Origin of the sequence: Micromonospora sp. WMMB482 (genome assembly GCF_019038635.1) — a bacterium.
GTDB lineage: Bacteria > Actinomycetota > Actinomycetes > Mycobacteriales > Micromonosporaceae > Micromonospora > Micromonospora marina.
This window is the reverse complement of record NZ_JAHOPD010000020.1, coordinates 990,131-1,017,081: the sequence shown is the minus strand read 5'-3', so window position 1 is coordinate 1,017,081 and position 26,951 is coordinate 990,131. Positions and strand designations below refer to the sequence as shown.

Annotated in this window: 19 protein-coding genes; 10 read left to right on the top strand and 9 right to left on the bottom strand. The window is 73.5% G+C overall.

All coding sequences use genetic code 11. The annotated features are described in order from the left end of the window. The first annotated feature begins 209 nt into the window (after positions 1–209). Positions 210–5,273, top strand: a complete 5,064-nt coding sequence (locus KSK32_RS05635) for an NAD-glutamate dehydrogenase (RefSeq protein WP_216929185.1) — start codon at positions 210–212, stop codon at positions 5,271–5,273. A gap of 64 nt (positions 5,274–5,337) precedes the next feature. On the opposite strand, the gene KSK32_RS05630 is transcribed toward KSK32_RS05635, so the two are convergent. Next, positions 5,338–6,072 (bottom strand): class F sortase, encoded by a 735-nt coding sequence (locus tag KSK32_RS05630; protein WP_254186952.1) that lies wholly within the window; start codon positions 6,070–6,072, stop codon positions 5,338–5,340. A gap of 79 nt (positions 6,073–6,151) precedes the next feature. Beyond that, positions 6,152–7,492, bottom strand: a complete 1,341-nt coding sequence (locus KSK32_RS05625; protein WP_216929181.1) for a pentapeptide MXKDX repeat protein — start codon at positions 7,490–7,492, stop codon at positions 6,152–6,154. 570 nt (positions 7,493–8,062) lie between these two features. Here KSK32_RS05625 and KSK32_RS05620 point away from each other — a divergent pair. Continuing rightward, a complete protein-coding gene (locus KSK32_RS05620) occupies positions 8,063–9,871 on the top strand; it encodes a glycoside hydrolase family 6 protein (protein ID WP_216929179.1) in 1,809 nt (602 codons plus the stop codon). 107 nt (positions 9,872–9,978) lie between these two features. Here KSK32_RS05620 and KSK32_RS05615 read toward each other — a convergent pair whose 3' ends face one another. From KSK32_RS05615 to KSK32_RS05605, 3 genes are all read right to left on the bottom strand, one after another. Next, positions 9,979–10,362, bottom strand: a complete 384-nt coding sequence (locus tag KSK32_RS05615; protein ID WP_135241748.1) for a hypothetical protein — start codon at positions 10,360–10,362, stop codon at positions 9,979–9,981. A gap of 285 nt (positions 10,363–10,647) precedes the next feature. After that, positions 10,648–11,670, bottom strand: a complete 1,023-nt coding sequence (locus tag KSK32_RS05610; protein ID WP_216929178.1) for a hypothetical protein — start codon at positions 11,668–11,670, stop codon at positions 10,648–10,650. Positions 11,671–11,683: 13 nt separating this feature from the next. Next, positions 11,684–12,277 carry a hypothetical protein gene (locus KSK32_RS05605; RefSeq protein ID WP_216929176.1) on the bottom strand — a complete coding sequence of 198 codons (594 nt, stop codon included), beginning with the start codon at positions 12,275–12,277 and terminating at the stop codon, positions 11,684–11,686. Positions 12,278–12,581: 304 nt separating this feature from the next. Between KSK32_RS05605 and KSK32_RS05600 the strand changes: the two genes are divergently transcribed. From KSK32_RS05600 to KSK32_RS05570, 7 genes are all read left to right on the top strand, one after another. Next, complete coding sequence (locus KSK32_RS05600; RefSeq protein ID WP_216929174.1) at positions 12,582–14,930, top strand: nitrate- and nitrite sensing domain-containing protein; 2,349 nt, start codon at positions 12,582–12,584, stop codon at positions 14,928–14,930. Further along, a complete protein-coding gene (locus tag KSK32_RS05595) occupies positions 14,930–15,352 on the top strand; it encodes a roadblock/LC7 domain-containing protein (protein ID WP_216929172.1) in 423 nt (140 codons plus the stop codon). Before KSK32_RS05600 ends, KSK32_RS05595 begins: the two co-directional genes overlap by 1 nt. After that, positions 15,342–15,731: a DUF742 domain-containing protein gene (locus tag KSK32_RS05590; RefSeq protein ID WP_216929170.1), complete on the top strand. Its 390-nt coding sequence runs from the start codon at positions 15,342–15,344 to the stop codon at positions 15,729–15,731. The genes KSK32_RS05595 and KSK32_RS05590 overlap by 11 nt, the downstream gene beginning before the upstream one ends. Further along, the gene (locus tag KSK32_RS05585; protein ID WP_128137837.1) at positions 15,712–16,314 is read left to right on the top strand and encodes an ATP/GTP-binding protein; all 603 of its coding nucleotides are present in this window, start codon (positions 15,712–15,714) and stop codon (positions 16,312–16,314) included. The genes KSK32_RS05590 and KSK32_RS05585 overlap by 20 nt, the downstream gene beginning before the upstream one ends. A gap of 100 nt (positions 16,315–16,414) precedes the next feature. Continuing rightward, a complete protein-coding gene (locus KSK32_RS05580) occupies positions 16,415–17,449 on the top strand; it encodes a lactonase family protein (protein WP_216929168.1) in 1,035 nt (344 codons plus the stop codon). 177 nt (positions 17,450–17,626) lie between these two features. After that, on the top strand, positions 17,627–19,381 hold the full coding sequence (locus KSK32_RS05575; protein WP_216929167.1) for a substrate-binding domain-containing protein: 1,755 nt from the start codon (positions 17,627–17,629) through the stop codon (positions 19,379–19,381). 211 nt (positions 19,382–19,592) lie between these two features. After that, on the top strand, positions 19,593–21,074 hold the full coding sequence (locus KSK32_RS05570; RefSeq protein WP_216929165.1) for a sugar transferase: 1,482 nt from the start codon (positions 19,593–19,595) through the stop codon (positions 21,072–21,074). A 10-nt stretch (positions 21,075–21,084) separates the two neighbouring features. Here KSK32_RS05570 and KSK32_RS05565 read toward each other — a convergent pair whose 3' ends face one another. Continuing rightward, positions 21,085–22,215, bottom strand: coding sequence for a PP2C family protein-serine/threonine phosphatase (locus KSK32_RS05565; RefSeq protein WP_216929163.1), 1,131 nt, complete (start codon positions 22,213–22,215; stop codon positions 21,085–21,087). Positions 22,216–22,310: 95 nt separating this feature from the next. Here KSK32_RS05565 and KSK32_RS05560 point away from each other — a divergent pair, with 95 nt between their 5' ends. Beyond that, a complete protein-coding gene (locus tag KSK32_RS05560) occupies positions 22,311–22,826 on the top strand; it encodes a MarR family winged helix-turn-helix transcriptional regulator (protein ID WP_216929161.1) in 516 nt (171 codons plus the stop codon). 1 nt (position 22,827) lies between these two features. On the opposite strand, the gene KSK32_RS05555 is transcribed toward KSK32_RS05560, so the two are convergent. The 3 genes from KSK32_RS05555 to KSK32_RS05545 all read right to left on the bottom strand — a co-directional run bounded on the left by KSK32_RS05555 (position 22,828) and on the right by KSK32_RS05545 (position 26,919). Then, positions 22,828–23,862, bottom strand: coding sequence for a B12-binding domain-containing protein (locus tag KSK32_RS05555; RefSeq protein WP_216929159.1), 1,035 nt, complete (start codon positions 23,860–23,862; stop codon positions 22,828–22,830). After that, a complete protein-coding gene (locus KSK32_RS05550; protein WP_254186950.1) occupies positions 23,859–25,433 on the bottom strand; it encodes a PP2C family protein-serine/threonine phosphatase in 1,575 nt (524 codons plus the stop codon). Before KSK32_RS05550 ends, KSK32_RS05555 begins: the two co-directional genes overlap by 4 nt. A 226-nt stretch (positions 25,434–25,659) precedes the next feature. Further along, positions 25,660–26,919 (bottom strand): ROK family protein, encoded by a 1,260-nt coding sequence (locus KSK32_RS05545; protein ID WP_216929150.1) that lies wholly within the window; start codon positions 26,917–26,919, stop codon positions 25,660–25,662. Positions 26,920–26,951 lie beyond the last annotated feature (32 nt).

The following is a 26,951-nucleotide window of genomic DNA, read 5'->3' as shown; positions in this document are numbered from 1 at the left end:
CAGCGCCAGAAGCGGCGTGTGACAGTGTGATGAACATCGCCAGTCGGGGTACTCCGCGATCGGCCGACCACGGGCCCGCAACGGGTGAAAGGACAGAGTCCCGATCCGGACGTCCGGCCAGTGGTCCGCCGCGGGAGGTACCACGCGGTAGGGCCTAGGCTGGGCGGCAGAGTGACCCACAACGCGGTGGGTCGAGGGGAGTGGCACCGATGGACCGGCGTCCGGCGATCAAACCGGGACCCGACCTCCGGCAGGCTGACACCGGCCGGGACGACGACAGCTTCGATTCGGCGACCGACGGAGACGGTTTCAGCCGTCTCGACACAGGAGTGACCGGGATGACCGGTTCCAGCATCGACACCCTCTACGACCTGGGCCTGCCTGCGCAGGCACTGGCCGACGAGTCGGAGGACGCCGAGCTGGACGAGCCCGTCCCCAACGCGGAGCGGCTGGTTGCCCAGGCGGTCGCGCTCGCCGGCGACGACCACGACGCGGCCACACTCGTGGACCGCTTCTGGCGGTTCGCGCCGGACGAGGAGCTGATCGGCTTCACCGCCGAGGAGATGCTGGAGGCGGCCCGGGCCCATCGGGATCTGGCCCAGCAGCGGGTGCCGGGCGAGCTGAAGCTCCGCATCCACGAGCCGGACGCCGAACAGCACCACACGGTCGTCGAGATCGTCACCGACGACATGCCGTTCCTGGTCGACTCCGTGACCGCCCTGCTGAACTCCCGCCACCTCGACGTGCACCTGCTGGTGCACCCCCTGGTCGTGGTGCGGCGCGAGCCGCTGGGCCGGCTCACCGAGGTCTCGGCGGACGTGGAACCGGACGACGCCATCGCCGGGGACCTGGTCGAGAGCTGGATGCGGATCGAGATCGACCCGGTCCGCGACCCGGCCGAGCGGGAGACGCTGCGGCGCGAATTGCAGCGGGTGCTCACCGACGTGCGCGAGGCGGTCGAGGACTGGCCGAAGATGCGGCAGCGGGCCCTCGCGCTCGCCGACGAGCTGGCCGCCGCCCGGACGTCGGACAACCGCCCGCCGGTGCCGGAGAAGGACATCACCGACTCGGTGGAGCTGCTGCGCTGGCTGGCGCACGACCACTTCACGTTCCTCGGCTACCGGGAGTACCGCCTGGTCCACACCGACGGCGCGCGCGGCGGGCAGGCCCTGGAGGCGGTGCTGGGCACCGGGCTGGGCATCCTGCGGTCCGACTCGCCGGAGGCCCGGTCGCTGAACTCGATGACGCCCGAGGCGCACGAGAAGGTGCTGGAGAAGCGCCTGCTCATCATCACCAAGGCCAACTCGCGTGCCACGGTGCACCGCTCGGCGTACCTCGACTACATCGGCTTCAAGATCTTCAACGAGGCCGGCGAGGTGGTCGGGGAGCGGCGCTTCCTGGGCCTGTTCTCCACCGCCGCTTACCGGACCAGCGTGCAGGAGCTGCCGGTGGTCCGGCGCAAGGTCGCCGAGGTGCTCGACCGCTCGGGCCTGAGCCTGCGCAGCCACTCCGGCAAGGACCTGTTGCAGATCCTGGAGACCTACCCGCGCGACGAACTGTTCCAGATCAAGACCGACGACCTGTACCACGCGGTGATCGGCGTGCTGCGGATGGCGGGCCGCCGGCAACTGCGGGTGTTCCTGCGCCGCGACGCGTACGGGCGGTTCATCTCCTGCCTGATCTACCTGCCGCGGGACCGGTTCACCACGCAGAACCGGCTGCGCATGCAGGACATCCTGCTGCGCGAGCTGAACGGCGTCGGCGTCGACTACACCACGCGGGTGACCGAGTCGATGCTGGCCCGGGTGCACTTCATCGTGCGTACCGACCCGAACGACCCGCCCGGCGACATCGACGCCGACCTGCTCGCCGAGGAGCTGGCCGACGCGACCCGGCTCTGGGACGACGACTACCGGCTGGTGCTGGAACGCAAGCTCGGCGACGAGCAGGCCAAGCACCTGTTCGCCCGGTACGCCGACGCGTTCCCGGAGGGCTACAAGGACGGGCACACGCCGTACGAGGCGATGAAGGACCTGGCGAAGCTGGAGCTGCTGGAGGAGCCCGGCCAGCTGGAGATGCACCTGTTCCGCAAGCAGGCGCCACCGCGTCCGTACGCCGCCCGCGCCGCCGACGCCGACGACGCGATGGACGTGCGGTTCAAGGTCTACCGGTACGGCGAGCCGATGATGCTCTCCGCCGTGCTGCCGGTGCTGCACTCGCTCGGCGTGAAGGTGGTCGACGAGCACCCGTACGAGGTGGAGCGCGTCGACGGCCGGATCTGGCTCTACGACTTCGGTCTGGAGCTGCCCGAGCGGCACCAGGACCTGGCCGAGGTGCGCCCGCACGTGGAGAACGCCTTCGCCGCCGCCTGGCGGGGCGAGGCCGAGGTGGACGGCTTCAACGAGCTGGTGCTCCGGGCCGGGCTCACCTGGCGGCAGGTCGTCGTGCTGCGCGCGTACGCGAAGTACCTGCGCCAGGCCGGCACCGTGTTCTCCCAGGAGTACATGGAGCAGACGTTCATCGCGTACCCGCAGATCGCCGGACTGCTGGTGAAGCTGTTCGAGACCCGGTTCGCCCCGGGCGCGACCACGCTCGACGAGCGCCGGCAGCGCAGCGGCGAGCTGGTCGACGCGATCGCCGAGGCCCTGGACGAGGTGGCCAGCCTCGACCAGGACCGCATCCTGCGGTCGTACCTGACGTTGATCCAGGCCACGCTGCGTACCAGCTTCTACCAGAAGCCGGTGGGCGGGCGGCCCAAGGCGTACGTGGCGTTCAAGCTCGACCCGCAGGCCATCCCGGACCTGCCGGCCCCGCGACCCAAGTTCGAGATCTTCGTCTACTCGCCCCGGTTCGAGGGCGTGCACCTGCGCTACGGGCCGGTGGCCCGCGGCGGCCTGCGCTGGTCCGACCGGCGCGAGGACTTCCGGACCGAGGTCCTCGGCCTGGTCAAGGCGCAGATGGTGAAGAACGCGGTGATCGTGCCGGTCGGCGCCAAGGGTGGCTTCGTGCTCAAGCAGAAGCCGGGCGACCGGGACGAGGCGGTGATCTGCTACAAGGAGTTCATCTCCGCGCTGCTCGACGTCACCGACAACATCGTCAGCGGCGAGATCGTGCCGCCTGAGGACGTGGTCCGGCACGACGGCGACGACCCGTACCTGGTGGTGGCCGCCGACAAGGGCACCGCGACGTTCTCCGACATCGCCAACGAGATCTCCGAGGCGCACAGCTTCTGGCTGGGCGACGCGTTCGCCTCCGGCGGCTCGGCCGGCTACGACCACAAGAAGATGGGCATCACCGCCCGGGGCGCCTGGGAGTCCGTCAAGCGGCACTTCCGGGAACTGGGGCACGACACCCAGACGCAGGACTTCACAGTGGCCGGCGTCGGTGACATGTCCGGCGACGTGTTCGGCAACGGGATGCTGCTGTCGCAGCACATCCGTCTGGTGGCCGCGTTCGACCACCGGCACATCTTCCTGGACCCGGATCCGGACTCGGCCCGGTCCTTCGCCGAACGCAAGCGGCTGTTCGACATGCCCCGCTCGTCGTGGGAGGACTACGACCGCGAGCTGATCTCCGAAGGCGGCGGGATCTACCCGCGTACCGCGAAGTCGGTGCCGGTCTCGCCGCAGGTCCGCGCGGTGCTCGGCCTCGACGGGGGCGTCACTCAGCTCAGCCCGCAGGAGCTGATGAAGGCGATCCTCACCGCGCCGGTCGACCTGTTCTGGAACGGCGGCATCGGCACCTACGTCAAGGCGTCCAGCCAGACCAACGCCGAGGTGGGGGACAAGTCCAACGACGCCATCCGGGTGGACGGCAAGGGCCTGCGCTGCCGGGTGGTCGGCGAGGGCGGCAACCTGGGCTTCACCCAGCAGGGCCGGATCGAGTACGCCTCGACCGGCGGCCGCATCTACACCGACTTCATCGACAACGCCGCCGGTGTGGACTGCTCCGACCACGAGGTCAACATCAAGATCCTGCTCAACACGGCTGTGGCCGACGGTGAGCTGGACCGGCCGGAGCGCGACGAGCTGCTGGCCCAGATGACCGACGAGGTCGCCGATCTGGTGCTGCGGGACAACTACGACCAGGCTCGGGCACTCAACAACGCCCAGGCCCAGGCCGCCTCGCTGCTGCCGGTGCACCGGCGGATGATCAACGAGTTGGAGCGGTCCGGCGCGCTGGACCGGGCGCTGGAGGCGCTGCCCTCGGACGAGGAACTGGCGGTCCGCACCGAGAGCGGGCTGACCGCGCCGGAGTTCGCGGTGCTGCTCGCGTACGTCAAGATCGTGCTGGAGCGCGAGATCGTCGGCGAGGGCCTGGCGGACGAGGAGTGGACGACCGAGGTCCTGGTCAACTACTTCCCGACGCCGCTGCGGCAGCGCTTCGCCGAGCGGATGGGCCGGCACCGGCTGCGCCGGGACATCGTCACCACCGTCCTGGTCAACGAGGCGATCAACCGGGGCGGCATCTCGTTCGTCTTCCGGGTGGTCGAGGAGACGGCGGCGTCCGCGGCCGACGTGCTCCGGGCGTACGTGGTGGTCCGCGAGGTGTTCGGCCTGCGCGACCTGTGGGACGCGGTCGAGGCGCTGGACAACAAGGTCTCGCCCGAGTTGCAGACCGCCGTCTACCTGGACACCCGGCGGCTGCTCGACCGCGCGGTGCGCTGGCTGGTCACCAACCGGCGGTCGCCGATCGACGTGCCGGCGGAGATCTCCCGCCTGCGTGACGGCGTGGCCCGGCTCCTGCCGGATCTGGAGCACCGGTTCTGGGGCACCGAGCGGGAGGCCATCGCGGCGCACATCGAGTCGCTGGTCGGCCGCGGGCTGCCGCGTGACCTGGCCGAGCAGGCGACCCGCCTGATGTACAGCTTCGGCCTGCTGGACATCGTCGAGACGGCGCAGGGCACCGGGCGGGACGTGAGCGAGGTGGCCTCGGTCTACTTCGTGCTCTCCGACCGGTTCCGGGTCGACGCGCTGCTGTCGAAGATCTCCCTGCTGCCCCGCGAGGACCGGTGGCAGACCCTGGCCCGGATGGCGCTGCGCTACGACCTGTACGCCGCGCTCGCCGCGCTCACCGCGGAGGTGCTCGGGTCGACGCCCGAGGACGTACCGCCGGTGGAGCGGGTGCAGGAGTGGGAGCAGGCGAACGCCACCTCGATCCACCGGGCGCACCGGGCGATGGGGGAGTTCGACGAGTCCCGCGCCGACCTGTCCGCGCTGTCGGTGCTGCTGCGCCAGATCCGTACCCTGGTCCGGACCTCGGCGGCGGCCTGACCGCTGACGCGCACGTGGCCCGGTGGTCGGTTCCCCGACCACCGGGCCACTGCCGTCTGGGCCCTCAGCTCGTCATCGGGGCGTAGACGACGATGTTGTTCAGGTAGCTCCCGGCCGTCCGGTCGAACACCCCGCCGCAGGTCACCACGCGCAGGGTGGGCACGTCCGACGGCCCGTAGACCTGCGCGGCGGGAAAGGCGGTCTTCGGGTACGACCCGACCTCCCGCACAGTGAACGTAGCGGACGCGCCGTCCTGCCGGGTGACCACGATCGTGTCGCCGGGCACCAGCGCGCCGAGGTTGAAGAACACCGCCGGGCCGAGCTGGGCGGAGTCGACGTGACCCACGATCACCGCGTTGCCGGCCTCGCCCGGGCTGGCGCCCGGTGAGTACCAGCCGGCTTTCATGGCCTGGTCCAGCGGGGGCACCTGGACCGTGCCGTCCGGGTTCGTGCCGAGGGACATGATCGGCGCCTGCACCCCGATGCGGGGGATCGAGATGGTGACCGGCGCCGACCGGGGGAGCGGGGCCGGGGCGGGGCCGGTGGCGCCCGCCGCGCCCAGGGCTCCCGGCGTCGCCGGGCCGTTGCCGCCCCCGGCGGCGTCCGCCGTCGGCTGGCCGGTGCTGCCGGGTGCCGGCTGGCCGGCGGCGTCCGGCCCTTCGGTGTCCGGGCCGGTGGCGATTCCGGCCGGGTCGGCTTGCGGTTCGGTGGTGACGGGGGCGGCCTGCGAGATCGGCTGCGGCGGTGACGACGGCGGGACGGTCCGGACGGACGCGCCGATCAGACCGGCCCCGGCCATGGCGAGCAGGACGACGACGGCCGTGCCGGCGGCACGCCACGGACTTCCGTGACGGCCGCCGGCCCGGGTCGTCGTCCGGTCAGACCAGGCCACCGGCCCGCCGCCGGCGCAGCAGCACCAGGCCGCCCAGCGCCGCGGCGCCGATCATGCCCGCGCCGCCGGTGGCGAGGTTGCGGTCCACGCCGGTGCTCGTCATGCCGCCGTCGCCGCCGTCGACGCCACCGCGCGGCAGGACCACCAGCTCGCCCTCACCGCAGGTGCCCCGCAGCTCGTACCGGCCCGGCCGGGCGTCGTGCGAGACGGTGGCCTCGCCGTAGTAGACGAAGTCCTTCCCGTGCTCCCAGCCGTCCTTGCCGTAGTCGCGCTCGGCGTCCTTGCCGTAGTCACCCTTGTCGTCCTGCCAGGCGCCTCCGCTCGCCTGCCAGTCGTCCTTGCCGTACGCGTCCTTGCCGTACGCGTCCTTGCCGTACGCGTCCTTGCCGTACGCGTCCTTGCCGTACGCGTCCTTGCCGTACGCGTCCTTGCCGTACGCGTCCTTGCCGTACGCGTCCTTGCCGTACGCGTCCTTGCCGTACGCGTCCTTGCCGTACGCGTCCTTGCCGTACGCGTCCTTGCCGTACGCGTCCTTGCCGTACGCGTCCTTGCCGTACGCGTCCTTGCCGTACGCGTCCTTGCCGTACGCGTCCTTGCCGTACGCGTCCTTGCCGTCGGAGCCGTGCGCGTCCTTGGTCCAGTCCGGCGCGCCCCGGTGCTCCTTCTCCCAGCCCGGCTCGGCATCCTGGCCGTACTCGTCGTGCCCCTGCCAGTCGCCCGGGTCGACGGCCGTGCCGGCGCCCGCGCCGCCCGGCTGTGGCTGTCCTTGCGGCTGACCGGCGGGCGGCTGGTTCGCCGGAGGCTGCGGCATGCCGTCGCCACCCGGCCCGTCGCCACCCGGTCCGTTGCCGCCGGGACCGTTGCCGTCCGGGCCGTGCCCGTCGCCGCCCGGCTCGCCTCGACCGTCGGGGCCATTGCCGTGGTCGTCCTTGCCGTCGGGGCCCTTGCCGTGGTTGTCCTTGCCGTGGTCGTCCTTGCCGTCCGGGCCCTTGTCGTCCCAGCCCCAGTCCTGGTCGCCGTCCCAGTCGCCGCCGCGGTCGGCCCAGTCGCCGTGCTCGCCGTGCTCGCCGTCGCGGGCCGGGTGCAGGTCGACCTTGCCGGTCACCTTCGACCAGACGGTGGCGTGCTTCTGCGGCTCGGAGCAGATCGCGAGCAGCTCGACGGTGTCCCCCGCCTTCACCACGTGCGGCTTGGCGACGACCTTGCCTTCGTCGTGCCCGCCCGCGTAGGCCATCCCCGGGGTGAACGCGAGAAGGCCGGCTCCGCCGAGGGCGGCGCCCGCGACCACCTTCCCGAGCATCTTCTTAGCCATGACCAGCGTCTCCATCCCTGTTCGTCCTGAGCCCGACGTCAGTCGAGCTAAGGCCGACGTTAGACCTTTTCGCGACTTATCCGGGGAAAGATTCGCTTTTAGGGATTTGCCGATGTTGGGGCAGGTCCGCGTCCTACCTGACGCCGCGCGCCGATCCGCCTCCCTTCGCCTCCGCCGCGACGCCGGTCCCGCTCGTGCGGCACTGGCGGATCTGACCGTGCCCGTCCCGTTGTGCCCTGACCGCGCGGCTTCGCCGTCGATGGCCGACGAGGCGCGGCGGTAGGGTGGGCGCCGGGCGCATCGAGCCATTGCCATGGAAGCGCTCCCATGCAAGAATCGCTGCACGCGGTTCGGGGAGCCACACCGCGAGCTCAGACGTCGAGGGCAGCCGGCACCACCGGCCGACGTCCGGCTCCATCGGCCGGTCCTGCGGACCGGTCGGCACCACCACCCCACAACGCCCGTCCGGGTCGGGCGTCCCCCGAAAAATCCCGTGGCGTGCACGGTCGTTCCCGCAGGACGACCGCCGCCGCCATGTGCGCCGGGCCGTACGCGGATCCGGTCTCGCCCAAGGAGATCAGTGGCATGAATCTGTGGAGAAGGCTGTCCGGCCGGAACCGGACGCTTGCGCTCACCGGCGCCGGCGTCCTGGTAGCCGGTGGACTGGTGACCCTCCCGGTCACCGCGGCGCAGGCCGCCACCCAGTGCAGCGTGACCTACACGACCAGCGACTGGCCGGGTGGATTCACCGGCAGCGTGACGATCAGGAACATCGGTGACGCGCTCAGCTCGTGGAACCTCGGCTTCACCTTCCCGAACAGCTCGCAGCGGGTGGTGAACGGCTGGTCCGCGCGGTGGTCGCAGAGCGGCCAGAACGTCACCGCGCAGAACGAGTCGTACAACGGGTCGCTCGCCAGCGGCGCCAGCACCACCATCGGCTTCAACGGCTCCTGGAGCGGCAGCAACCCCAAGCCGACCCAGTTCACGCTCAACGGCACCGTGTGCAACGGCGGCACGCCGCCCACCAGCACCCCGCCGACCAGCACGCCGCCCACGAGCACCCCGCCGACCAGCACGCCGCCGACGTCGACCCCGCCGACCTCGACGCCGCCGACCACCACCCCGCCGCCGGGGCAGAAGGTGGACAACCCGTACGTCGGGGTGAAGGGGTACGTGAACCCGGAGTGGAAGGCCAAGGCCGAGTCGGTGGCCGGCGGTAACCGGGTGTCGAACAACCCGACCGCGGTCTGGCTGGACCGGATCGCCGCCATCAACGGCACCCCGGACAGCAGCTCCAACGGTGCGATGGGCGTGCGGGACCACCTGGACGAGGCGCTCGCCCAGGGTGCCGGTTACATCCAGTTCGTCATCTACAACCTGCCCGGCCGCGACTGTGCGGCGCTCGCCTCCAACGGTGAGCTGGGCCCGGACGAGCTGCCCAAGTACAAGGCCGAGTACATCGACCCGATCGCCGCGATCCAGGCCGACCCCAAGTACCGGAACCTGCGCATCGTCAACATCATCGAGATCGACTCGCTGCCCAACCTGGTGACCAACACCTCGGGCAACCCGGGCGGCACGGTCATGTGTGACACCGTGAAGGCCAACGGCGCGTACGTGAACGGTGTCGGCTACGCCCTGGCGAAGCTGGGCTCGATCGGCAACGTCTACAACTACATCGACGCCGCCCACCACGGCTGGATCGGCTGGGACAGCAACTTCGGCCCGGTCGCCGACCAGCTCAAGGCCGCCGCCGTCGCGTCCGGCAGCACCGTCGCCAACGTGCACGGCTTCATCGTCAACACGGCGAACTACTCCGCCCTGAAGGAGCCGTACGTCAAGGTCACCGACTCGGTGAACGGCCAGACCGTACGGCAGTCCAAGTGGATCGACTGGAACCAGTACGTCGACGAGCTGTCGTTCGCCCAGGCGTTCCGGCAGAAGCTGGTCTCGGTCGGCTTCGAAAGCAACATCGGCATGCTGATCGACACCTCCCGTAACGGGTGGGGCGGCGCCGCCCGGCCCACCGGCCCGGGCCCGATGACCAGCGTGGACGCGTACGTCAACGGCGGCCGGGTCGACCGCCGGATCCACGCCGGCAACTGGTGCAACCAGGCCGGTGCGGGTCTCGGCGAGCGGCCGCGGGCCAATCCGGAGCCGGGGATCGACGCCTACGTCTGGGTGAAGCCCCCGGGCGAGTCGGACGGCTCCAGCAAGGAGATCCCGAACAACGAGGGCAAGGGCTTCGACCGGATGTGCGACCCGACGTACACCGGCAACGCCCGCAACGGCAACAGCATGTCCGGCGCCCTGCCGGACGCGCCGATCTCCGGCGCCTGGTTCCCGGCCCAGTTCCAGCAGCTCATGCAGAACGCCTACCCGGCGCTCTCCTGAGCCGCGGTGCGGACCACCCGCGGCGGCGGGAGTGAGGCACCGCCGCGCGGGTTCCCCGGGCCCCTGGTCGACGCCCACGTCGGCCAGGGGCCCTCGCCGTTCCGGTGTCAGGGAACGGTGCGCTCGATGGCCGCCCGGCCCAGCTCGGCCAGGTCGCGGCGGGCCCGCTCCAGGTTCTCCGGCGTCACGTCCTGCCCCCGGGCCTGCACCAGGTCCTCCGGATCCCAGGGCTGCTCGGCCCCGGTACGGATGTCGTCCGGGGCGGCGCCGGTGCCGGTGCCGGTCGCGCCGGTCCCGGCCGCGTACGGGTCACCGATGAGGTTCGGCGACCCGGTGTCGGGCACCGCGCCGTCGGGCTCGGTGAAGACGGGGTTGTCCGGGTCGGTGCCGCCGCTGCGCAACTGGGGCACCGTGCTGTCGTCGTCCACCGCCGCGGCCACCTCGGGGGTCTCCTCCAGCGGCCGCTCGCCACCGCGGTCACGATCGGTCATGCTGCTGCCCTCCTGTCCCTTCGCGTGATCGGAGTCGCGTACCCGGTGCGGGCCGCGCCATGCGGGCGGAGAGGGCGTCAGGACTCGTCGCGCTGCGGCTCCGGCGCCTCGGTCGGGCGCAGCCGCTGCCACAGCAGCATCAGCAGGCCGAACACCAGCATCGCCGCGCCGGCCCACAGGTTGATCCGCACGCCCTGTTGCGAGGTTCCATGCCTGCTGTTCGGTTCCGGGTTCCGGGCATGCGGAAGCCCCGGCCGGGTCACCGGCCGGGGCTTCGCGGTGGTCTCAGCGGCCCAGCACGCGGTCCAGGAAGTCGCGGTAGCCGCGCACGGCCACCCGGAGCTGCTCGGTGTCGGTGGAGCCGGACTCCTGCCAGGCGCCGAGCCGGGTGCGCTGCTCGCGCAGGGCCGTGGAGAGCGCCTCGATCGCCTCCTCGACCAGCGACTCCGCCTCGCCGACCGCGGCGCGCGGGTCGTCCACGAAGCGCAACTGCACGTCGCGCCAGCGGTCCCGGAAGCCCTGGGCGGCCTCGGGCGCGAACAGCGTCGCCGCGTCGGCCGGTACCGCGCCGGGCGCCGGCCGGTCCGCCCCGCCCAGCGTCGTGCCGGCCGCCCCGGCGGCTGCCGCGGTGGCGGTGTCCGGATCGACCCGGTCGTGCCGCGGGTCGGCGTCGTCGGCGGCAGGAACGGGCTCGGCGTCCGGGTCTACCAGGCCCGGCTCGGCGCTGCCGTACCCGACCGCGCCGTCGGTCACCGCGTCGTCCCGGACGGCGGCGTCTCCGTCGCCGGTGGCGCCGGTGTGCTCGGCGTCCCAGCGGTCGCGGTCGTGCAGGCGGTCCCCGGCCGTCGGGTCGGCCCGCTCGTCGTCCAGCGGGTCGGTGCGGCCCGGCGCGCCGTCGCCCGGCACCGCGGTGTCCTCGTCGCGCGCGTCGCGCTCGTCCTGCGGACGACCGCTCGCCAGGGCCGAGGCGGCGACCGCGTCGCCCACCGTGGCCGCACCGAACGCCGTCGGCAGCGGCGCCGGCTCGTGGAACGGGCGACGCCCGTCGTCGTCGGTGGGGTCGGCCGCGTCGCGCAGCTCCCCGGCCTCGTAGGCGCGGGTCTCGTCGACCTCGGCGTCGCGCCGGTCGTCGGCGACCGCCGGGTCGTCGAAGCTGCCCCGGTCGTCCAGCGCGTCCTCGGGCACGTCGGCCCGGTCGGCGTCGCGCCGAGCGGGGTCGGAGTGCTCACCCGGCTGCGGCACCGGCACCGGTGCGGACCGGACGGCCTCGGGGTGGTCCTGCGTGACCTGCTGTTCCTCCTGGCGCATGGCGGCGGCCTCCTCAGCGGCTCGGGACGTCGTGGTCGTGGTCGGGGTGGCGCTGCTCCGGCTGCTGCGGAGCGACCGGATCCTCACCGAGCAGGTCGGCGAAGAGGGCCCGGTAGTGTACGAGCGCCTGCCGGAGGTCCTCGGTGCCGGCCTCACCGCGCTCGTTGCGCTGCCGGATCTCGTGGGCGTCGCGGTAGTGGGTGAGCGTGCGGGCGTGCTCGACGGAGAGGTGGGCGATCTGGTCCGAGAAGTCCCCGGTGGGGTATCCGCGCTCGGCGATCAGGCTGCTCACCAGCTCGTCGGCCTCGCCGACGGTCTCCGCGGGGGAGTCGACGAAGCGCACCTGGAGTTCCTCCCAGGCGGCGGCGTAACGGGCCCGGGACTCCGGGCTCAGCGGGGTCAGCTCCAGCTCGGCGTGCCGGCGCTCGCGTTCCCGCAGCTCCCGCTCGGCGGCACTGCGGCTGTCCTGCTCGGCGACGGCCCGGTCGTACTCGGGGCCGAAGCGCTGCCGCAGCGCCCGGCGGCGGCTGGCGACCACGGCGACCGCGACGAGCGCGGCGATGACGGCGACGACGATGACTATGACGACTACCTGGGTGGACGACATGGCTCCTCCTTCGCACGCTGGTATTCCCTCGCGCGGGTGATCGCCAATCCCGTTGTGCGGCACTTTCCGCCCCGGCCGGGAAAAAGGCGCACTGCGGCGGCCGGCGTCCGGTGCCGGGCCGATGTCCGGCTGAGGCCCTCCTGCCCGTCTCGGACCGTAGTGAGAGCCGAGACGGCCGGTAGTGCATCCGCCCCGGATTACGTATCCTGCCCAAGGCGTCCGGGCCGGGGCCCGGCGTCGTGGCCGGCGAACGTGACGGCCGCTGCCGGCGCCACCGAGCGACACCTTCCCGGGCGAGGTCTGATTGAACACCCGTGACTGGCCGATCCGCGCCAAGCTGACCGCGCTGGTCATCGGCCCGGTGACCGGGCTGCTGGCGCTGTGGATCTTCGCCACCACGCTCACGTTCGGGCCCGCGCTCGACCTGCTCTCCGCGCGTACCCTCCTCTACGACCTGGGCCGCCCGGGCGAGGCCGTGGTGACGGAGCTGCAACGGGAGCGCCGGCTGTCGGTGGTCCAGCTCGCCGGGGACCGCGCCCTCCCCGAGCTGACCGAGCAACGGGTACGCACCGACGACGCGATCGTCGAGCTGCGCCGCAAGGTCGGCGGCGGGGACCTGCGCGACGTCGCCGACGCCCAGCTCGACAACCGGCTCGACCAACTGGTCTCGGCGCTCGACGCGCTGCCCGCCGGGCGGGCCTTCATCGACGACCGGAAGGTCGACCGGGCCGGCGCCGTCGGGCTCTACAGCGGGATGGTCGCCTCCGCGTTCCAGGCGTTCGGCGCCATGGCGGCGCTGCCCGACGCGCAGCTCAACCGGGAGGCGACGGCGCTCACCGCGCTGGGCCGCTCCCGGGAACTGCTCGGCCAGGCCGACGCGCTGCTGGCCGGCGCCGTCACCGCCGGCCGGTACGCCGACGGCGAGCACGAGCAACTGGTACGCACAGTCGAGAACCAGCGCTTCCTGGCCGAGATGGCGGTCGCCGACCTGCCGCCCGCCGAACGGACCGCGTACCAGCGGATGACCGAGGGCGCCGGATTCCTCCAGCTGCGTGCGCTCCAGGACAGCCTGATCCGCTCGCCCGCGCTGCCCGCCCGGTTCGACATGCGGGCGTGGGACACCGGTCACGCCGAAGTCTGGCAGAGCCTGCGCGACTTCGAGCTGCGCGGCGCGGACGCCCTCGCCGAGCGGTCGGTGCCGATGGCCGCCCGGATCCTCGTCCAGCTCGCCGCCGCCGGTGTGCTGGGCCTGCTCGCGATCGTGGTGTGTGTGCTGGTGGCGTTGCGGGTCGGCCGGTCGCTGGCGCAACGGCTGACCGGCGTGCGCGCCGCCGCGACCGAGGTCGCCGAGCGCCGGCTGCCCGACGTCGTCGCGCGGCTGCGCCGGGGCGAGGAGGTCGACGTCGCCCGGGAGGCGCCCGAGCTGGACCACGGCGGCGACGAGATCGGCCAGGTGGCGCGCGCCTTCAACGAGGTGCGCCGGACCGCTGTGCGCGCGGCAGTCGACGAGGTCACGCTGCGCCGGGGCTTCAACGAGGTGATCCTCAACCTCGCCCGCCGCAGCCAGGGACTGGTGCACCGGCAGTTGGCGCTGCTGGACCGGCTGGAACGGCGTACCGAGGATCCGGACGAGCTGGCCGGGCTGTTCCAGGTCGACCACCTGGCGACGCGGCTGCGGCGGCACGCCGAGGATCTGGTCATCCTCGCCGGGGCCGCGCCCGGACGGGGCTGGCGCCGTCCGGTCGCCGCCGTCGACGTGATGCGCGGCGCGATCTCCGAGGTCGAGGCGTACGACCGGGTCGACGTGGGCGAGGTGGCGCCGGCCGGGGTGCTGGGCCGGGCCGTCGGCGACGTGATCCACCTGCTCGCCGAGCTGATCGAGAACGCCACCACGTTCTCGCCGCCCGGTACCCGGGTGGACGTCGCCGGCCGGAGTGTCCCGGGCGGCTACACCATCGAGATCACCGACCGGGGGCTGGGCATGTCCGCGCCGGCCCTGGCCGAGGCCAACCGCAAGCTGGCCGAGCCGCCGGAGTTCGACCCGGCCGGCAGTGCCCGGCTGGGGCTGTTCGTGGTGGCGCGCCTGGCCGCCCGGCACGGCGTACGGGTGGAGCTGCGGCCGTCCCGCCCGGCCGGGATCGTCGCCGCGGTGCTCGTACCGTCGGAACTGATCACCGACGAGCCGCCGGTGGGCGCGGACGCCTCCGCCGGGCCGGAGCGGCGGCGCCTGGCCAAGGTGACCCGGCTGACCACCGTGCCCCGGCCGGGGCGGCCGACCCGGCCGGGCCGGGACCGGTCGGAGAACACGGTGGTGCCGTTGCAGGCGGCGCGCGCCTCGACTGTGGAACCACCCGCCGACGGCGACGGCCTGCCCCGCCGGATCCGCCGCCGCGGCGCGACCGCTCGCCCCCGCGCGGCGATCGCCGACACCCCGGCCCACCGCACCCCGGAGGAGGCCCGCCGGGCCATGTCCGCGTTGCAGGCCGGCACCGCGCGCGGACGCCGGGACGGCTCGCGCGCCGCCGGACCCGATCCGGCCGCCCCTGCCACCGGACCGCGCGACACAGGTACACCGTCCACCACCGCGGGGCCGGACGTGAAGCCCGCCCCGCCGGCGCCGGACCAACGAACCGCGACTGAGAGGGACGCCTAGTGGTGCACACGACGCGGCAGAACGCCGATCTCGACTGGTTGCTCGACGACCTGGTGGAGCGTGTCCCCGCCGCCCGCCAGGCGGTGGTGCTCTCGGCGGACGGGCTCCTGCTCGGCGCCTCCACCGACCAGGACCGCACCGACGCGGAACACCTCTGCGCGCTGGCGTCCGGCTTCTCCGGGCTGGCCAAGGGCGCCACCCGGCATCTGAGCGGCGGCGCGGTCCGCCAGACGGTGGTGGAGATGGAGTCGGCCTACCTGTTCGTGACCGCCGCCGGCCAGGGCGCCTGCCTCGCGGTGGCGAGTGACGCCGACGCCGACATCGGCCTGGTGGCGTACGAGATGGCGATGCTCGTCATCCGGGTCGGGGAGAACCTGGCCGCGCCGAGCCGGGTGGCGGGGGAGCGGACCGATGCGCGCTGAGTCGCCGGGGCCCCAGCACGAGTGGCTGGACGCCGACGCGGGGCCGGTGGTGCGTCCGTACACGCTCACCGGGGGCCGGGTGCGCCCACCCGTCGACGGCTTCGACCTGCTGGCGTTCGTGCTCGCCACCCCCGGAGCGGAACCGGCCGGGACGCCCGGTCTCCAGCCGGAGCACCGCCGCCTGATCGAGCTGGCCCGGCGGCCGAAGGCCGTGGCCGACCTCGCCGCCGACCTGGACCTCGCCGTGGGCGTGGTCCGGGTGCTGCTCGGCGACCTTCTCGCCCATGGGCTCGTCGCGGTGCACCGGCCACCGGCCACCGCGTACCTGCCCGACGACAACATCCTCAAGGCGGTGGTCAGTGGACTCCGTGCGCTATGACCGGGAGCCGGGGGCGCCGCAGGTGCCGCTGGCTTTGAAGATCCTCATCGCCGGCGGCTTCGGCGCCGGAAAGACGACGCTGGTCAGCGCGTTGAGTGAGGTCCGGCCGTTGCAGACCGAGGAGGTCCTGACCGGGGCCGGCCTCGGCACCGACGACGTCTCCGGCGTCGAGCAGAAGTCGACGACGACGGTGGCGATGGACTTCGGCCGGATCACCATCAACGACGACCTCCAGGTCTACCTGTTCGGCACCCCGGGGCAGGACCGGTTCTGGTTCCTCTGGGACGAGCTGGCGTTCGGCGCGCTCGGTGCGGTGGTGCTCGCCGACACCCGCCGGCTGGCCGACTGCTTCCCCTCGATCGACTACTTCGAGCAGCGGGGCATCCCGTTCGTGGTGGGCGTCAACTGCTTCGAGGGTTCCCGCCGGTTCGGCCTGGAGGCGGTCCGTGACGCTCTGGACCTGGACCCGGACGTCCCGCTCGTGCTCTGCGACGCCCGGGACCGGCAGTCCGGCAAGCTGGTGCTGATCTCGCTCGTCGAGCACGTGGCGCGCCAGCGCGGCGAGCCGGTGCCGGTGGGCTGAGCACGCGTGCCCGATCCGTGGCCCCTTGTGGGACTGACCGGGCGCGCCACCGGGAAGCCTCTGGTTGGATCGCAGTCAGGACCGACGAGAGGTGGGAGCGGTGACCGGGCAGGACGAGATCGTCCACATCGGCGGCTACACGGCGGAGACGGGCGGACGGGCCGAGGGCGTCGTGGCGGCCCGGCGGGACCGGGCGACCGGGGAACTGACCCCGCTGGGCGTCGTGGCGGTCACCCCGTCGCCGTCGTTCCTGGTGCGGCATCCGGCGCTGCCGGTGCTGTACGGGTGCAACGAGCTGCCCGACGGGCTGGTGAGCGCGTTCCGGGTGGCCCCGGACGGCGGCCTCACGCCGCTGGGCGTCCGCGAGACCGGTGGCGCGGAGCCGTGCCACCTGGCGGTCGCCCCGGACGGGCGGCACCTGTTCGTGGCGAACTACGGCGGCGGCAGCGTGGCGGTGTTCGGCCTGGACGCCGACGGCGTGCCCGGGGAGCGCACCGACCTGGTCCGGCACTCCGGGCACGGTGCCGACCCACGGCGGCAGGAGCACGCGCACTGCCACATGGTCTCGCCCGACCCGGCCGGTGGCGGGCTGCTCGCGGTGGACCTGGGCACCGACTCCGTCTACCGGTACGAGGTCGACGCGTCCACCGGCCGGCTCACCGAGCGGGAGCCGCGGCTGCGGACGGCAGCCGGGGCCGGGCCCCGGCACCTGGCCCGGCACCCGGACGGGCGGCGCTGCTGGCTCGTCGGCGAACTGGACGCCACTGTCACCGCGTACGAGCTGACGCCGGACGGCCCGCGGCAGTCGACGCGTGTCGACGCCAGCGGGCGGACCGGGCACGTCCAGCCCTCCGAGGTGGCCGTCGGGCCCGGCGGGCGTTTCCTCTACGTCGGCAACCGCGGGGTGGGCACGGTCGCGGTCTTCGCCCTCGACGGCCCCGCGCCGGAGCTGGTGGCCGAGGTCGACACCGGCGGCGAGTGGCCCCGGCACTTCGCGTTCGCCGGTGAGCACCTGTACGTGGCCGACGAGCGGGCCGACATGATCAGGATCTTCCGGGTGGATCCGGCCGGCGGGGTGCCCGAGCCGGTGGGGGAGCCGGTGCCGGTGGCGAGCCCGACGTGCGTCCGGCCGTGACCGGACGGTCACGGATAGGCAGTCCGAAGTGGATCGGCATCACCATAGATGACTGACTGGTAACTTAGCGTATGGGTTAGGCGATCAACTGTTTCTGCTGCGTAACTTTCGTCCGAACGGTTGTGGTGGTAACCCCACGAGGTACGCAAGATGGTCACCGTGTCTGGCCGCCATCGCATGCGTTCTCACCTCCGCGGAGCAGGTGCCGCCGCCGTGGCAACCGCTCTGGTCGCCGTCGTAGCCGGCTCCTGGTTCGGCTACCGACAGCTGGCCGGCCCGAACTGTTCGGGCCGGATCGAGCTGTCGGTGGCGGCCGCCCCGGAGATCGCCCCCGCGGTGCGCGCCGCCGCCGACCAGTGGGTCTCCGACGGCGCGGCGGTGGGCGGAACCTGCATCGCGGTGAACGTCTCCTCGTCCGAGCCGGTCGAGGTGGCCGCCGCGGTGGCGAGCAAGCACGGCGCCACGCTCGCCGGCGTCGGGCAGGCCAGCGGCACCGCCGTCACCCCCGACGTCTGGGTGCCGGACTCCTCGACCTGGCTGGTCCGGCTCAAGAGCGGCGGGGCCAGCGCGTTCGCCCCGACCAACGGCGCCTCGATCGCGCGCAGCCCGGTCGTGGTGGCGCTGCCCGAGCCGGTGGCCTCGCGCATCGGGTGGCCGGACAAGGAGCTCCGCTGGTCCGACCTGCTGACCCAGGTCACCGCCAGCAAGCCGCTGCGGGCCGGGATCGTCGAGCCGACCCAGGACGCGGCCGGCCTGTCCGGCCTGCTGTCGCTGACCGCGGCGGCCAGCTCCACCGGTGAGGCCGGCTCGCCGAAGGCGCAGGAGGCGATGGTCGGTGCGCTGCGTGCGCTGGCGACCAACCGTTCCTCGCTGCGGCAGGACCTCCTCGCGCGGTTCCCGCGCTCGTCCGACCCGACGGCGATCGCCAACGGGCTGGGGGCGGCGGCGCTGTCCGAGGAGGACGTGATCGCCTACAACAGCACCAAGCCGCCGATCCGGCTCGCCGCGCTCTACCTGGAGCCGGCGCCGATCCCGCTGGACTACCCGTTCGCGGTGCTGCCCGGCATCGAGCCGACCAAGGCCTCCGCCGCTCGCGTCCTCTTCGAGGTGCTGCGTACGCCGGGCTTCAAAGACCGGCTCGCCTCGCGGGCGCTGCGCGCGCCGGACGGCAACTGGGGCCGGGGTTTCCAGGCCCCGACCGGTGCGCCGAGCCCGGCCAACGGCGGCGCGAGCCAGGTGCCGCCGTCGGGTCAGGGTGGCGCCGCCGACCTCGACCCCGGTGCCATCTCGACCGCCACCACGACCTGGTCGGTGGCCACCCAGTCGGGCCGGATGCTCTGCGTCATCGACGTCTCCGGCTCGATGAAGAAGCCGGTCGCGACCGCCAACGGCGCCAGCCGGGAGCAGGTCACCGTCGCCGCCGCGAGCCAGGGCCTCGGGCTGTTCGACGACTCCTGGTCGATCGGACTCTGGACGTTCTCCACCAACCTCCAGGGCTCGCAGGACTGGAGCGAGCTGGTCGGAATAAAGCCTCTGTCCAGCAACCGCGGTTCGCTCCAGCGCGGCCTGGCCTCGATCAGGCCCTCCAGCGGCAACACCGGCCTGTACGACACGATGCTCGCGGCGTACCAAAAGGTGCAGCAGGACTGGGAGCCGGGCAAGGTCAACTCGATCGTGCTGTTCACCGACGGCAAGAACGAGGACGACGACGGCATCTCGCAGAAGGCGCTGCTGGACCGGCTGAACAAGCTGAAGGACGACGAGCAGCCGGTCCAGGTCATCATCATCGGCATCGGGACCGAGGTGAACCGGGCCGAGCTGGAGTCCATCACCAAGGTCACCGGCGGCGGTGCCTTCGTCACCACCGACCCCAGCAAGATCGGCGAGATCTTCCTCCGGGCGATCGCGCTGCGGCCGCCCGCCCCCCGCTGACCCGAAGCTCAGCGCTAGTCTTCCGCCGTACCGGAAATCCGGTACGGCGGAAGGCTTCCCGGGTCAAGACACGGGAGGTGAACTGACGGTAATGCGTCCGAATCAATCGGTAACCATAATTGTCAGGCATGATGACCGGGTTGCCTCGACCGCAGGCTCCACACCGGAGCCGGGCGGGACGGGGCGGTCCTGAGCGAAGTGGGGAGGGCCGGTGACCTCGGCGACGCTGTTGACCCCTGCCACGTCGTCGCGACCCGGTGGTGAACGCCCCGGCAAGACGACGCGAGCCGCGGAGCGGGCCTACATCCAGGTCCTGGTGGTGCTGGACACCGCCGTGCTCGCCGTGGCCATCCTGGTCGGTTACCTGGCCCGGTTCGGCGACGAGGAACCGACCGGGTCCGAGATCCCGTACGTGGTGGTCGCCCCGGCGCTCCTGCTGGTCTGGCTCGTCTCGCTCAAGGCGATGCGGTGCTACGACGACCAGGTGCTCGGCTACGGCGCCGACGAGTACCGCCGGGTCAGCGCCGCCAGCCTGCGACTCGCCGGCGGCATCGCCATCGCCGGGTACATCGCCGACGTCGGCGTCTCCCGGGGCTTCCTGGCCATCTCCTTCGCGGTCGGCACGATCGGCCTGGAGGTGGCGCGGTTCGCGGCCCGCAAGCGGCTGCACCGGGCCCGCGACCGGGGCGCCGGCTGGTCCCGCAAGGTGCTCGTGGTGGGCGACACCGCGCACGTGCTGGAGTTGGTACACACGCTGCGCCGGGAACCGTACGCCGGCTACCAGGTGGTCGGCGCGTGCATCCCGGACGCGCTGCTCGCCCCGGTGCCGCAGCGGTTGGGCGACGTGCCGGTGGTGGGCAGCTTCCGGGGCATCCCGGAGGCGGCCACCGCGATCGGAGCCGACACGGTGGCGGTCACCGCCTCCGGCGAGCTGACCGCAACCCGGCTGCGCCGCCTCGGCTGGCAGCTGGAGGGCACCGGCGTCGACCTGGTGGTGGCACCGGCGCTCACCGACGTGGCCGGTCCGCGCATCCACACCCGTCCGGTCGCCGGCCTGCCGCTGATCCACGTCGAGGCGCCCGAGTTCCGCGGCGCCCGCAAGCTGGTCAAGGGCTTCGTCGACCGGTCGATCTCGCTGATCGCCCTGCTCGTGCTGGCGCCGCTGCTGACCGTGATCGCGCTGGCCATCAAGATCGACAGTCGTGGTCCGGTGCTGTTCCGGCAGACCCGGGTGGGTCAGGGCGGCGAGGAGTTCGGCGTCTTCAAGTTCCGCACCATGGTGGTCAACGCCGACGCCCTGCTCGCCGAGCTGGCCGCGCGCAACGAGACCGACGGCCTGATGTTCAAGATGCGCGACGACCCGCGCGTCACCCGGGTCGGCCGGCTGCTGCGCAAGTGGTCGCTGGACGAGCTGCCCCAGCTCGCCAACGTGCTGCTCGGCCAGATGAGCCTGGTCGGCCCGCGCCCGCCGCTGCCGTCCGAGGTGGCCCGCTACGACGGCGACGTGGCACGCCGGCTGCTGGTCAAGCCCGGCATGACCGGCCTCTGGCAGGTCAGCGGCCGGTCGGATCTGAGCTGGGAGGACGGCATCCGGCTCGACCTCTACTACGTGGAGAACTGGTCGCTCGCCGCCGATCTGACCATCCTCTGGAAGACGTTCGGCGCGGTGGTCAACAGCCGCGGCGCGTACTGAGGAGGCCGGGTCAGGCCTGCGGCCCCAGCCAGTCCAGGCAGACCACCACCGCGTCGTCCACCAGGTCACCCGCGACGAAGGCCCGCACGTCACCGATCAGCGACCGGACCGCGTCCAGCGGCTCCATCGGCCCGGTCCGGCGCAGGAACCGGTCCAGCGCCGCCTCGCCGTAGCGCACCCGCTCGGTGGTGGCGTCGATCACGCCGTCGCTGACCACGAAGAGCCGGTCCTCGCGCTCCAGCCGGAACCGCTGCGGGCGGTAGTCGGTGCCCTCGAACATGCCGAGCGGGAACTGCTCGTCCAGTTCCTGCTCGGACACCTCGCCGGCACGCAGCCGTAGCAGCCGGGGCGAACCGGCGTCGACCACGGTCAGCTCGCCGGTGGCCAGGTCCAGCTCGATCAGGAGCACCGACACGTGCTGTGCGCCCCGGTACTGCGCGTAGATCGCCTGGTCGGCCAGCGCGGCCTGGTCGGCCAGGTCGAGCCCGGCCCGGCGCGCGTTGCGCAGCGCGTACGTGGCCAGCGAGGCGAGCAGCGCCGCGGCCACCCCCTCGCCGAAGCCGTTCAGCACCGCCAGCCAGAGCCGGTGACCGTCGTCGGACCAGTCGAAGCTGTCCCCGCGCACCGCGTACGCCGGCTCCAGCTGCCCGGCCAGGCTGAACGACGGCCGGATCCGGCTGCGTCCGGGCAGCAGCTCCCACTGCATCTCGGCGGCCAGCGTGAGACGCCTGCTGCGCCGGGCCGTGCGGTAGATGTCGGTGGTCGGCATGACCGCGCTCAGCTCGTGCCCGAGCACTGTGGCGATCGTGTCCAGCTCCCGGCGGGCGTGCGGGTCGGCGGGCACCGGCGATACCTGCAGCACGCCCCGGCGTTCGCCGCGCATGCCCACCGGGAACCAGCCGACGCCGTCGGCGATCACCGGCTCCTGGTGGTCGAAGGCGCGCCAGGCCGGGTGGCCCGGGCCGGTGACCGCCGGGCCGTCATCCAGCGGCAGTAGTTCGGCGAGCCGGTAGTCGACCTGGTAGAGCTCGGTGCGGGTGACGCCGTACGTGCGCGCCAGCTCGGCGGCGAGCCGGTCCACGATGAGATCCGTCGGCGCCTCGGTCAGGATCCGGCGCGCGAGGCCCTCCGCTTCGCTCATCTTTGCTCCTTTGCACAGGTCGCCGGGCAGATCAGGGGAGTAGTCTCGGGCCCACCATGACCGAAGAGCGCAATCCCCGGGGACCTGAAACGAGTATGTCCGCCGCCCTGGACGAGGCGGCAGGCACCCTGCTCGCCGTCTGGGAGGCCGCCCGGGAGCGCACCACCAGCCGGGTGTCGAGTGCCCAGCTACGCGCGATCATGGTCGTCGAGCAGTATGACGGCATCAACCTCCGCCGGCTCGCCACGCTCACCGACATGTTGCTCTCCTCCGCCAGCCGGCTGTGCGACCGGCTGGTCGCGGCCGGGATGCTGGAACGCGAGCCGGGCCGCTACGACCGGCGGGAGATCGCGCTGCACCTCACGCCCGCCGCCGTCCGGCTCCTCGCCGAGCTGCGTGCCGACCGGCGGCACCGGCTGGAGCGGATCCTGGCCGGGATGAGCCCGGAGGGCCGGGCCGCGCTGGTACGCGGCATGCGCGAGTTCGACGAGGTGGGCCGCCGCGGCGAGGCCACGGTGGCGGAGGGCTGGCCGATGCTGCAACCCTCCGGGGAACGGATCGGCGACCCCGCCCGGCCGTCCGGCGAGCCTCCGGTGGCCCGTACCGCCTGACTCAGCCGGCCCGGCCGGGACCGTCCGGCGCGCCCTCGCGGGCGGCCCGCAACCGGGCCACCACCCGGGGATGCTCGGTGAGCGCCCGCTCCAGCGTGCCGAGCACCTCGTCCAGCAGCGCCCGGCCGCCCCGGGACGTCAGCGCCTCCTCCTGCCACCCGACGAAGTCACGCAGCAGCCGGTCGTCGTCCACCCGCACGGCCGCGATCAGCGCGTCCACCAGGTGCGCGATGCCGGCGGCGACGTCCTCGGCGCTCTCCTGCGGCGGGTCGACCGCGGCGAGCGCGAGCCGGACCAGCTCACGCCGCCGGTGCAGCACCGCCACGTACGCGTCGTCGGGCGGGGGCGGCGGCGCGCCGGTGTGCGCGGCCGACAACGGCCGTTCCAGCAGCGCCACCGCGTCCCGGGCGCTGGCGCCCCAGCCCGCCGCGCCGATCGCGGTGGCCCACCGGCCGTCCGGGCCGAAGCCGGGTCCACCGGCCAGCACCGGCACCCCGGCGGCGCGGCTGGCCTCCACCATCCGCGCCGCCCGGACGAGCCGGTTCGGCTGCACGCAGCTGAGCAGCACCGCGTCCGGGCCGGTCTGGTGCAGGTAGGAGACCAGATGCCGGGCCGGCACGCTGGCGCCGAGGAACGTCACCCGCCAGCCCGCCGCCCGGACCACCTCGGTGACGATGCGGGCGGCCAGCGCGTGCCACTCGCCCTCGACGCAGGCCATCACCACGTGCCCGCGCCGCGGCGGGCCGGTCGTCGCGCCCAGCGCGTCCACCACGTGCTCGCTGACGTGGGTGGCGGCGTGCTCCTGGGCGATGCTCCACGAGCCGGTGAGCCAGCGCAGGCCGACCTCCCGCTGCGCCACCGCGACCAGGTCGACCAGGACGTCCGCGACCGAGAAACCGTCGGCCAGCAGGCCGCGTGCCAGCGCCACAGCGCCGGCCCGGTCGGCGGCGTCCAGGTGGCCGAGGTACGCGGCGAGCGTGTCCGGCCCGATCCGGCGCCCGGCCGCGGGGGTGGGACGGTCAGGCGGCGGCGTCACCCGGCCGCCACGGCGAGCATGGCGATGTCGTCGTGCGGTTGCCCGTCCAGCCACTCGTCGACGAGCTGGAGCACCCGGTCGACGAGTGCGGCGGGTGGTAGCCCGGCGCCGGTGGCGAGCGCCTGACGCAACCGGGTGTCGCCGAACATGGCCGGCTCGGTCGGGCCGCCCCGGGCCTCGGTAACCCCGTCGGTGTACGCCAGCAGCAGGTCACCCGGCGCCAGCCGCACCTCGGCGTCGGCGAACCGGGCGTCGGCGAGCGCGCCCACCGGCATGCCGCCGACCCGGACAGTCTCGACGCCACCGCCGGCGCGGACGACGAGCGGAGCGGGATGCCCGCCACCTGCCACCCGGATCAGCAGCCCGCCGTCCGGCTCGCGGCGCAGCGCGCCGAGCAGGAGCGTGGTGAACTGGGCCCGGCGGGCCGCGTCGGGAGCGTCCAGCAGCGCCCGGTTGAGCAGCTCCAGCAGCTCCCGGGGGTGTTGCTCGACCAGGCGCAGGGTCTGCAGCGACTGGCGGACCCGGCCGGTCAGCACGGCCGCGCCGACGCCCTTGCCGCAGACGTCGCCGAGCGCGAACAGGCCGCCGTCGCCGGTGGGGAACAGGTCGTAGAAGTCGCCGCCGATGCGCAGGCTGTCCCCGGCGGCGCGATAACCGCCGGCCAGAGTCATCCCGGGCAGGCGGGGCAGCGCCGGCGGAAGCAGGCTGTTCTGGAGCACCCGGGCCAGGTGGGCCTGCTCGCCGTACAGCTCGGCCGCGGCGAGCGCGGCACCGGCCCGGCCGGCGAACTCCCGGGCCAGGCCGATCTCCCGCTTGTCGAAACCCGGCCGCTCCCGGCGGCGGGCCAGCACCAGCGCGCCGGCCGGACCGCCCGCGCTGGGCATCGGGCTGATCAACACGGTGCCCGGGCGGCCGAACCCGGCGGGCAGCACCTCGGCCAGGTCGGCCAGCTCGGCGTCCAGCCAGGGACTCGGCTCGGTGAGGTCGCCTTCCAGCGCCTCGACCAGGCCGGGGACGGACTCCACAGTCGGCCAGCCGGCCAGGCCGGTGACCGGGCCGGAATCACCGGTGGCGTACCGGATCCAGTGCGGCTGGTCCTCGGCGGGCGGAGGCGGGCGGTGCACCACGACCGCCGCGTCGGCCAGGTAGGGCACCGGCAGCGTCACCGCGGTACGCAGCGTCTGCTCGCGGTGCAGGGACAGCCCGAGCCGGCTGCCCGCCTCGGCGAGGAACGCGGTGCGCGACCGTTCGGCCAGCAGCGCGTCGGTGCGCGCGTGTTCCTCGGTGACGTCGCGGACGTACCAGGCGCTGCGGTCGTCGGCGAGGGGACGTCGCAGGCCGCGCAGCCGCCGGCCGTGGTGTTCGGTCTCGAAGGACTCCGACCCGGCGCCTGCCGCGTCGGCCAGCGCCGGCACCCGGCACGCGGCCAGGTCGACGCCGGGCGCCACCTCGGGGAGCAGGTCGGCGGCCATCGTGTTGACGAGCGTCACCACGCCTGCGTGGTCGACCGTCACGACCGCCTCGGCGAGCCCGTCCAGCAGCTCCCGAGCCAGGTGGTCGTCAGCTGGCAACGCGGCCCCGGCAACCCGCCGGGGCCGTCTCCGCGAGGCGTGTCCACCGCCGCTGACCGGCCCTGCGACACCGCCCCGGCGCGCGGCGGTCACCTCCGGTGGCCGGGCGCTTCGGTCGGTCGACCCGTGCGCATGCTGTCGGTGCACTCCTCGCTCGACGGACATGTTGCCTGACGGCAAGCGTACCGAGCGCAGGCACGGAACGCCCGTCGAGGATCATCCCGGGTCAGCCGGTCCGGGCCAGCCACCCCACCGGCCGGTCGACGATCCGCCGGACCACCGAGCCGGCTCCGCCGACCGCCGCGGACTGCGCCCCGAGCACGGCCGGGCGCACCGTGACCGGCGCCCAGGCGGCGGTGAGTACCCGCCGGGAGACCTCCGCCTCCACCGACGGCCGCAGCCAGGGCGCGAGCCGGGCGTATCCGCCACCGAGCACCACGGTGTCCAGATCCAGCAGGTTCACCACGCCTGCCACCGCCACCCCGAGGGCGACGCCGGCGTCGGCCAGGGCGGTCAGCGCGGCCGGGTCACCGGCCTCGGCCAAATCGGCGAGCCGGGTGGCCGCCGTGTCCGCCGGCAGTTCCGCGCCGGGCAGCCCGGCGGCGGCCAGGATCGCCTCCTGGCCCGCGTACCGCTCCAGGCAACCCTGGCCACCGCAGCGGCACGGCCGTCCCTGCGGCTGCACCGGGAAGTGACCGATCTCTCCGCTCCAGCCGCGCGCGCCCCGGTAGAGCGCGCCGTCGAGCACGATCCCGGCGCCGATGCCGATCTCGCCGGTGACGTGCAGGAAGCTGCGCGGGCCGGCCGGGCCCGCGTACAACTCGCCCAGCGCGGCCAGGTTCGCCTCGTTGTCGACCACCAGCGGCGGCACCCCGTCGACCGGCTCGGCCAGCGGGTGCCCGGCGAGCAGCGCCGGCACGTCCACGTCCCGCCAGCCCAGGTTCGGCGCGAGCCGGACGAGGCCGCCGTCGCCCACCAGGCCGGGCACGGCGAGCGCCGCACCGGCCAGGGTCAGCCCGTCGCGTACGGCGGCCGCGCGCGCCTCGGCGGCCAGCGCGGCGAGCCGGGCGAGCGCGTCGGCTGGGGAGACCGGGCGCAGGTCGGCGCGGCGGACCAGATGGTGCCGGACCGCGCCGGTCAGGTCGACGACGCAGGCCGCCAGGTAGTCGACGTTCACCTCCAGGCCGAGCCCGGCCGGGCCGTCGGAGGCGAGCACCAGGCCCCGGGCCGGGCGGCCCGCACCGGTACGCGGTTCCGGCTCGGCCTCGGCGACCAGCCGCCCGGCGATCAGGTCGTCCACGACGGCGGAGACGGTGGCCCGGGTCAGGCCGGTGCCGGCGGCGATCCCGGCGCGCGAGGGCGGCCGGTCGGCGGCGGCGATCCGCCGGAGCACCACCGCGAGGTTCAACTCGCGCAGGCTGCCCTGCCGGACCGCCCCGGCCGTGCTGGTGCTTGTCACCTCTTGACACTGCCACATCGTCGCCATTTAATTCAACCGCTGAACAAATCGCGGACGAC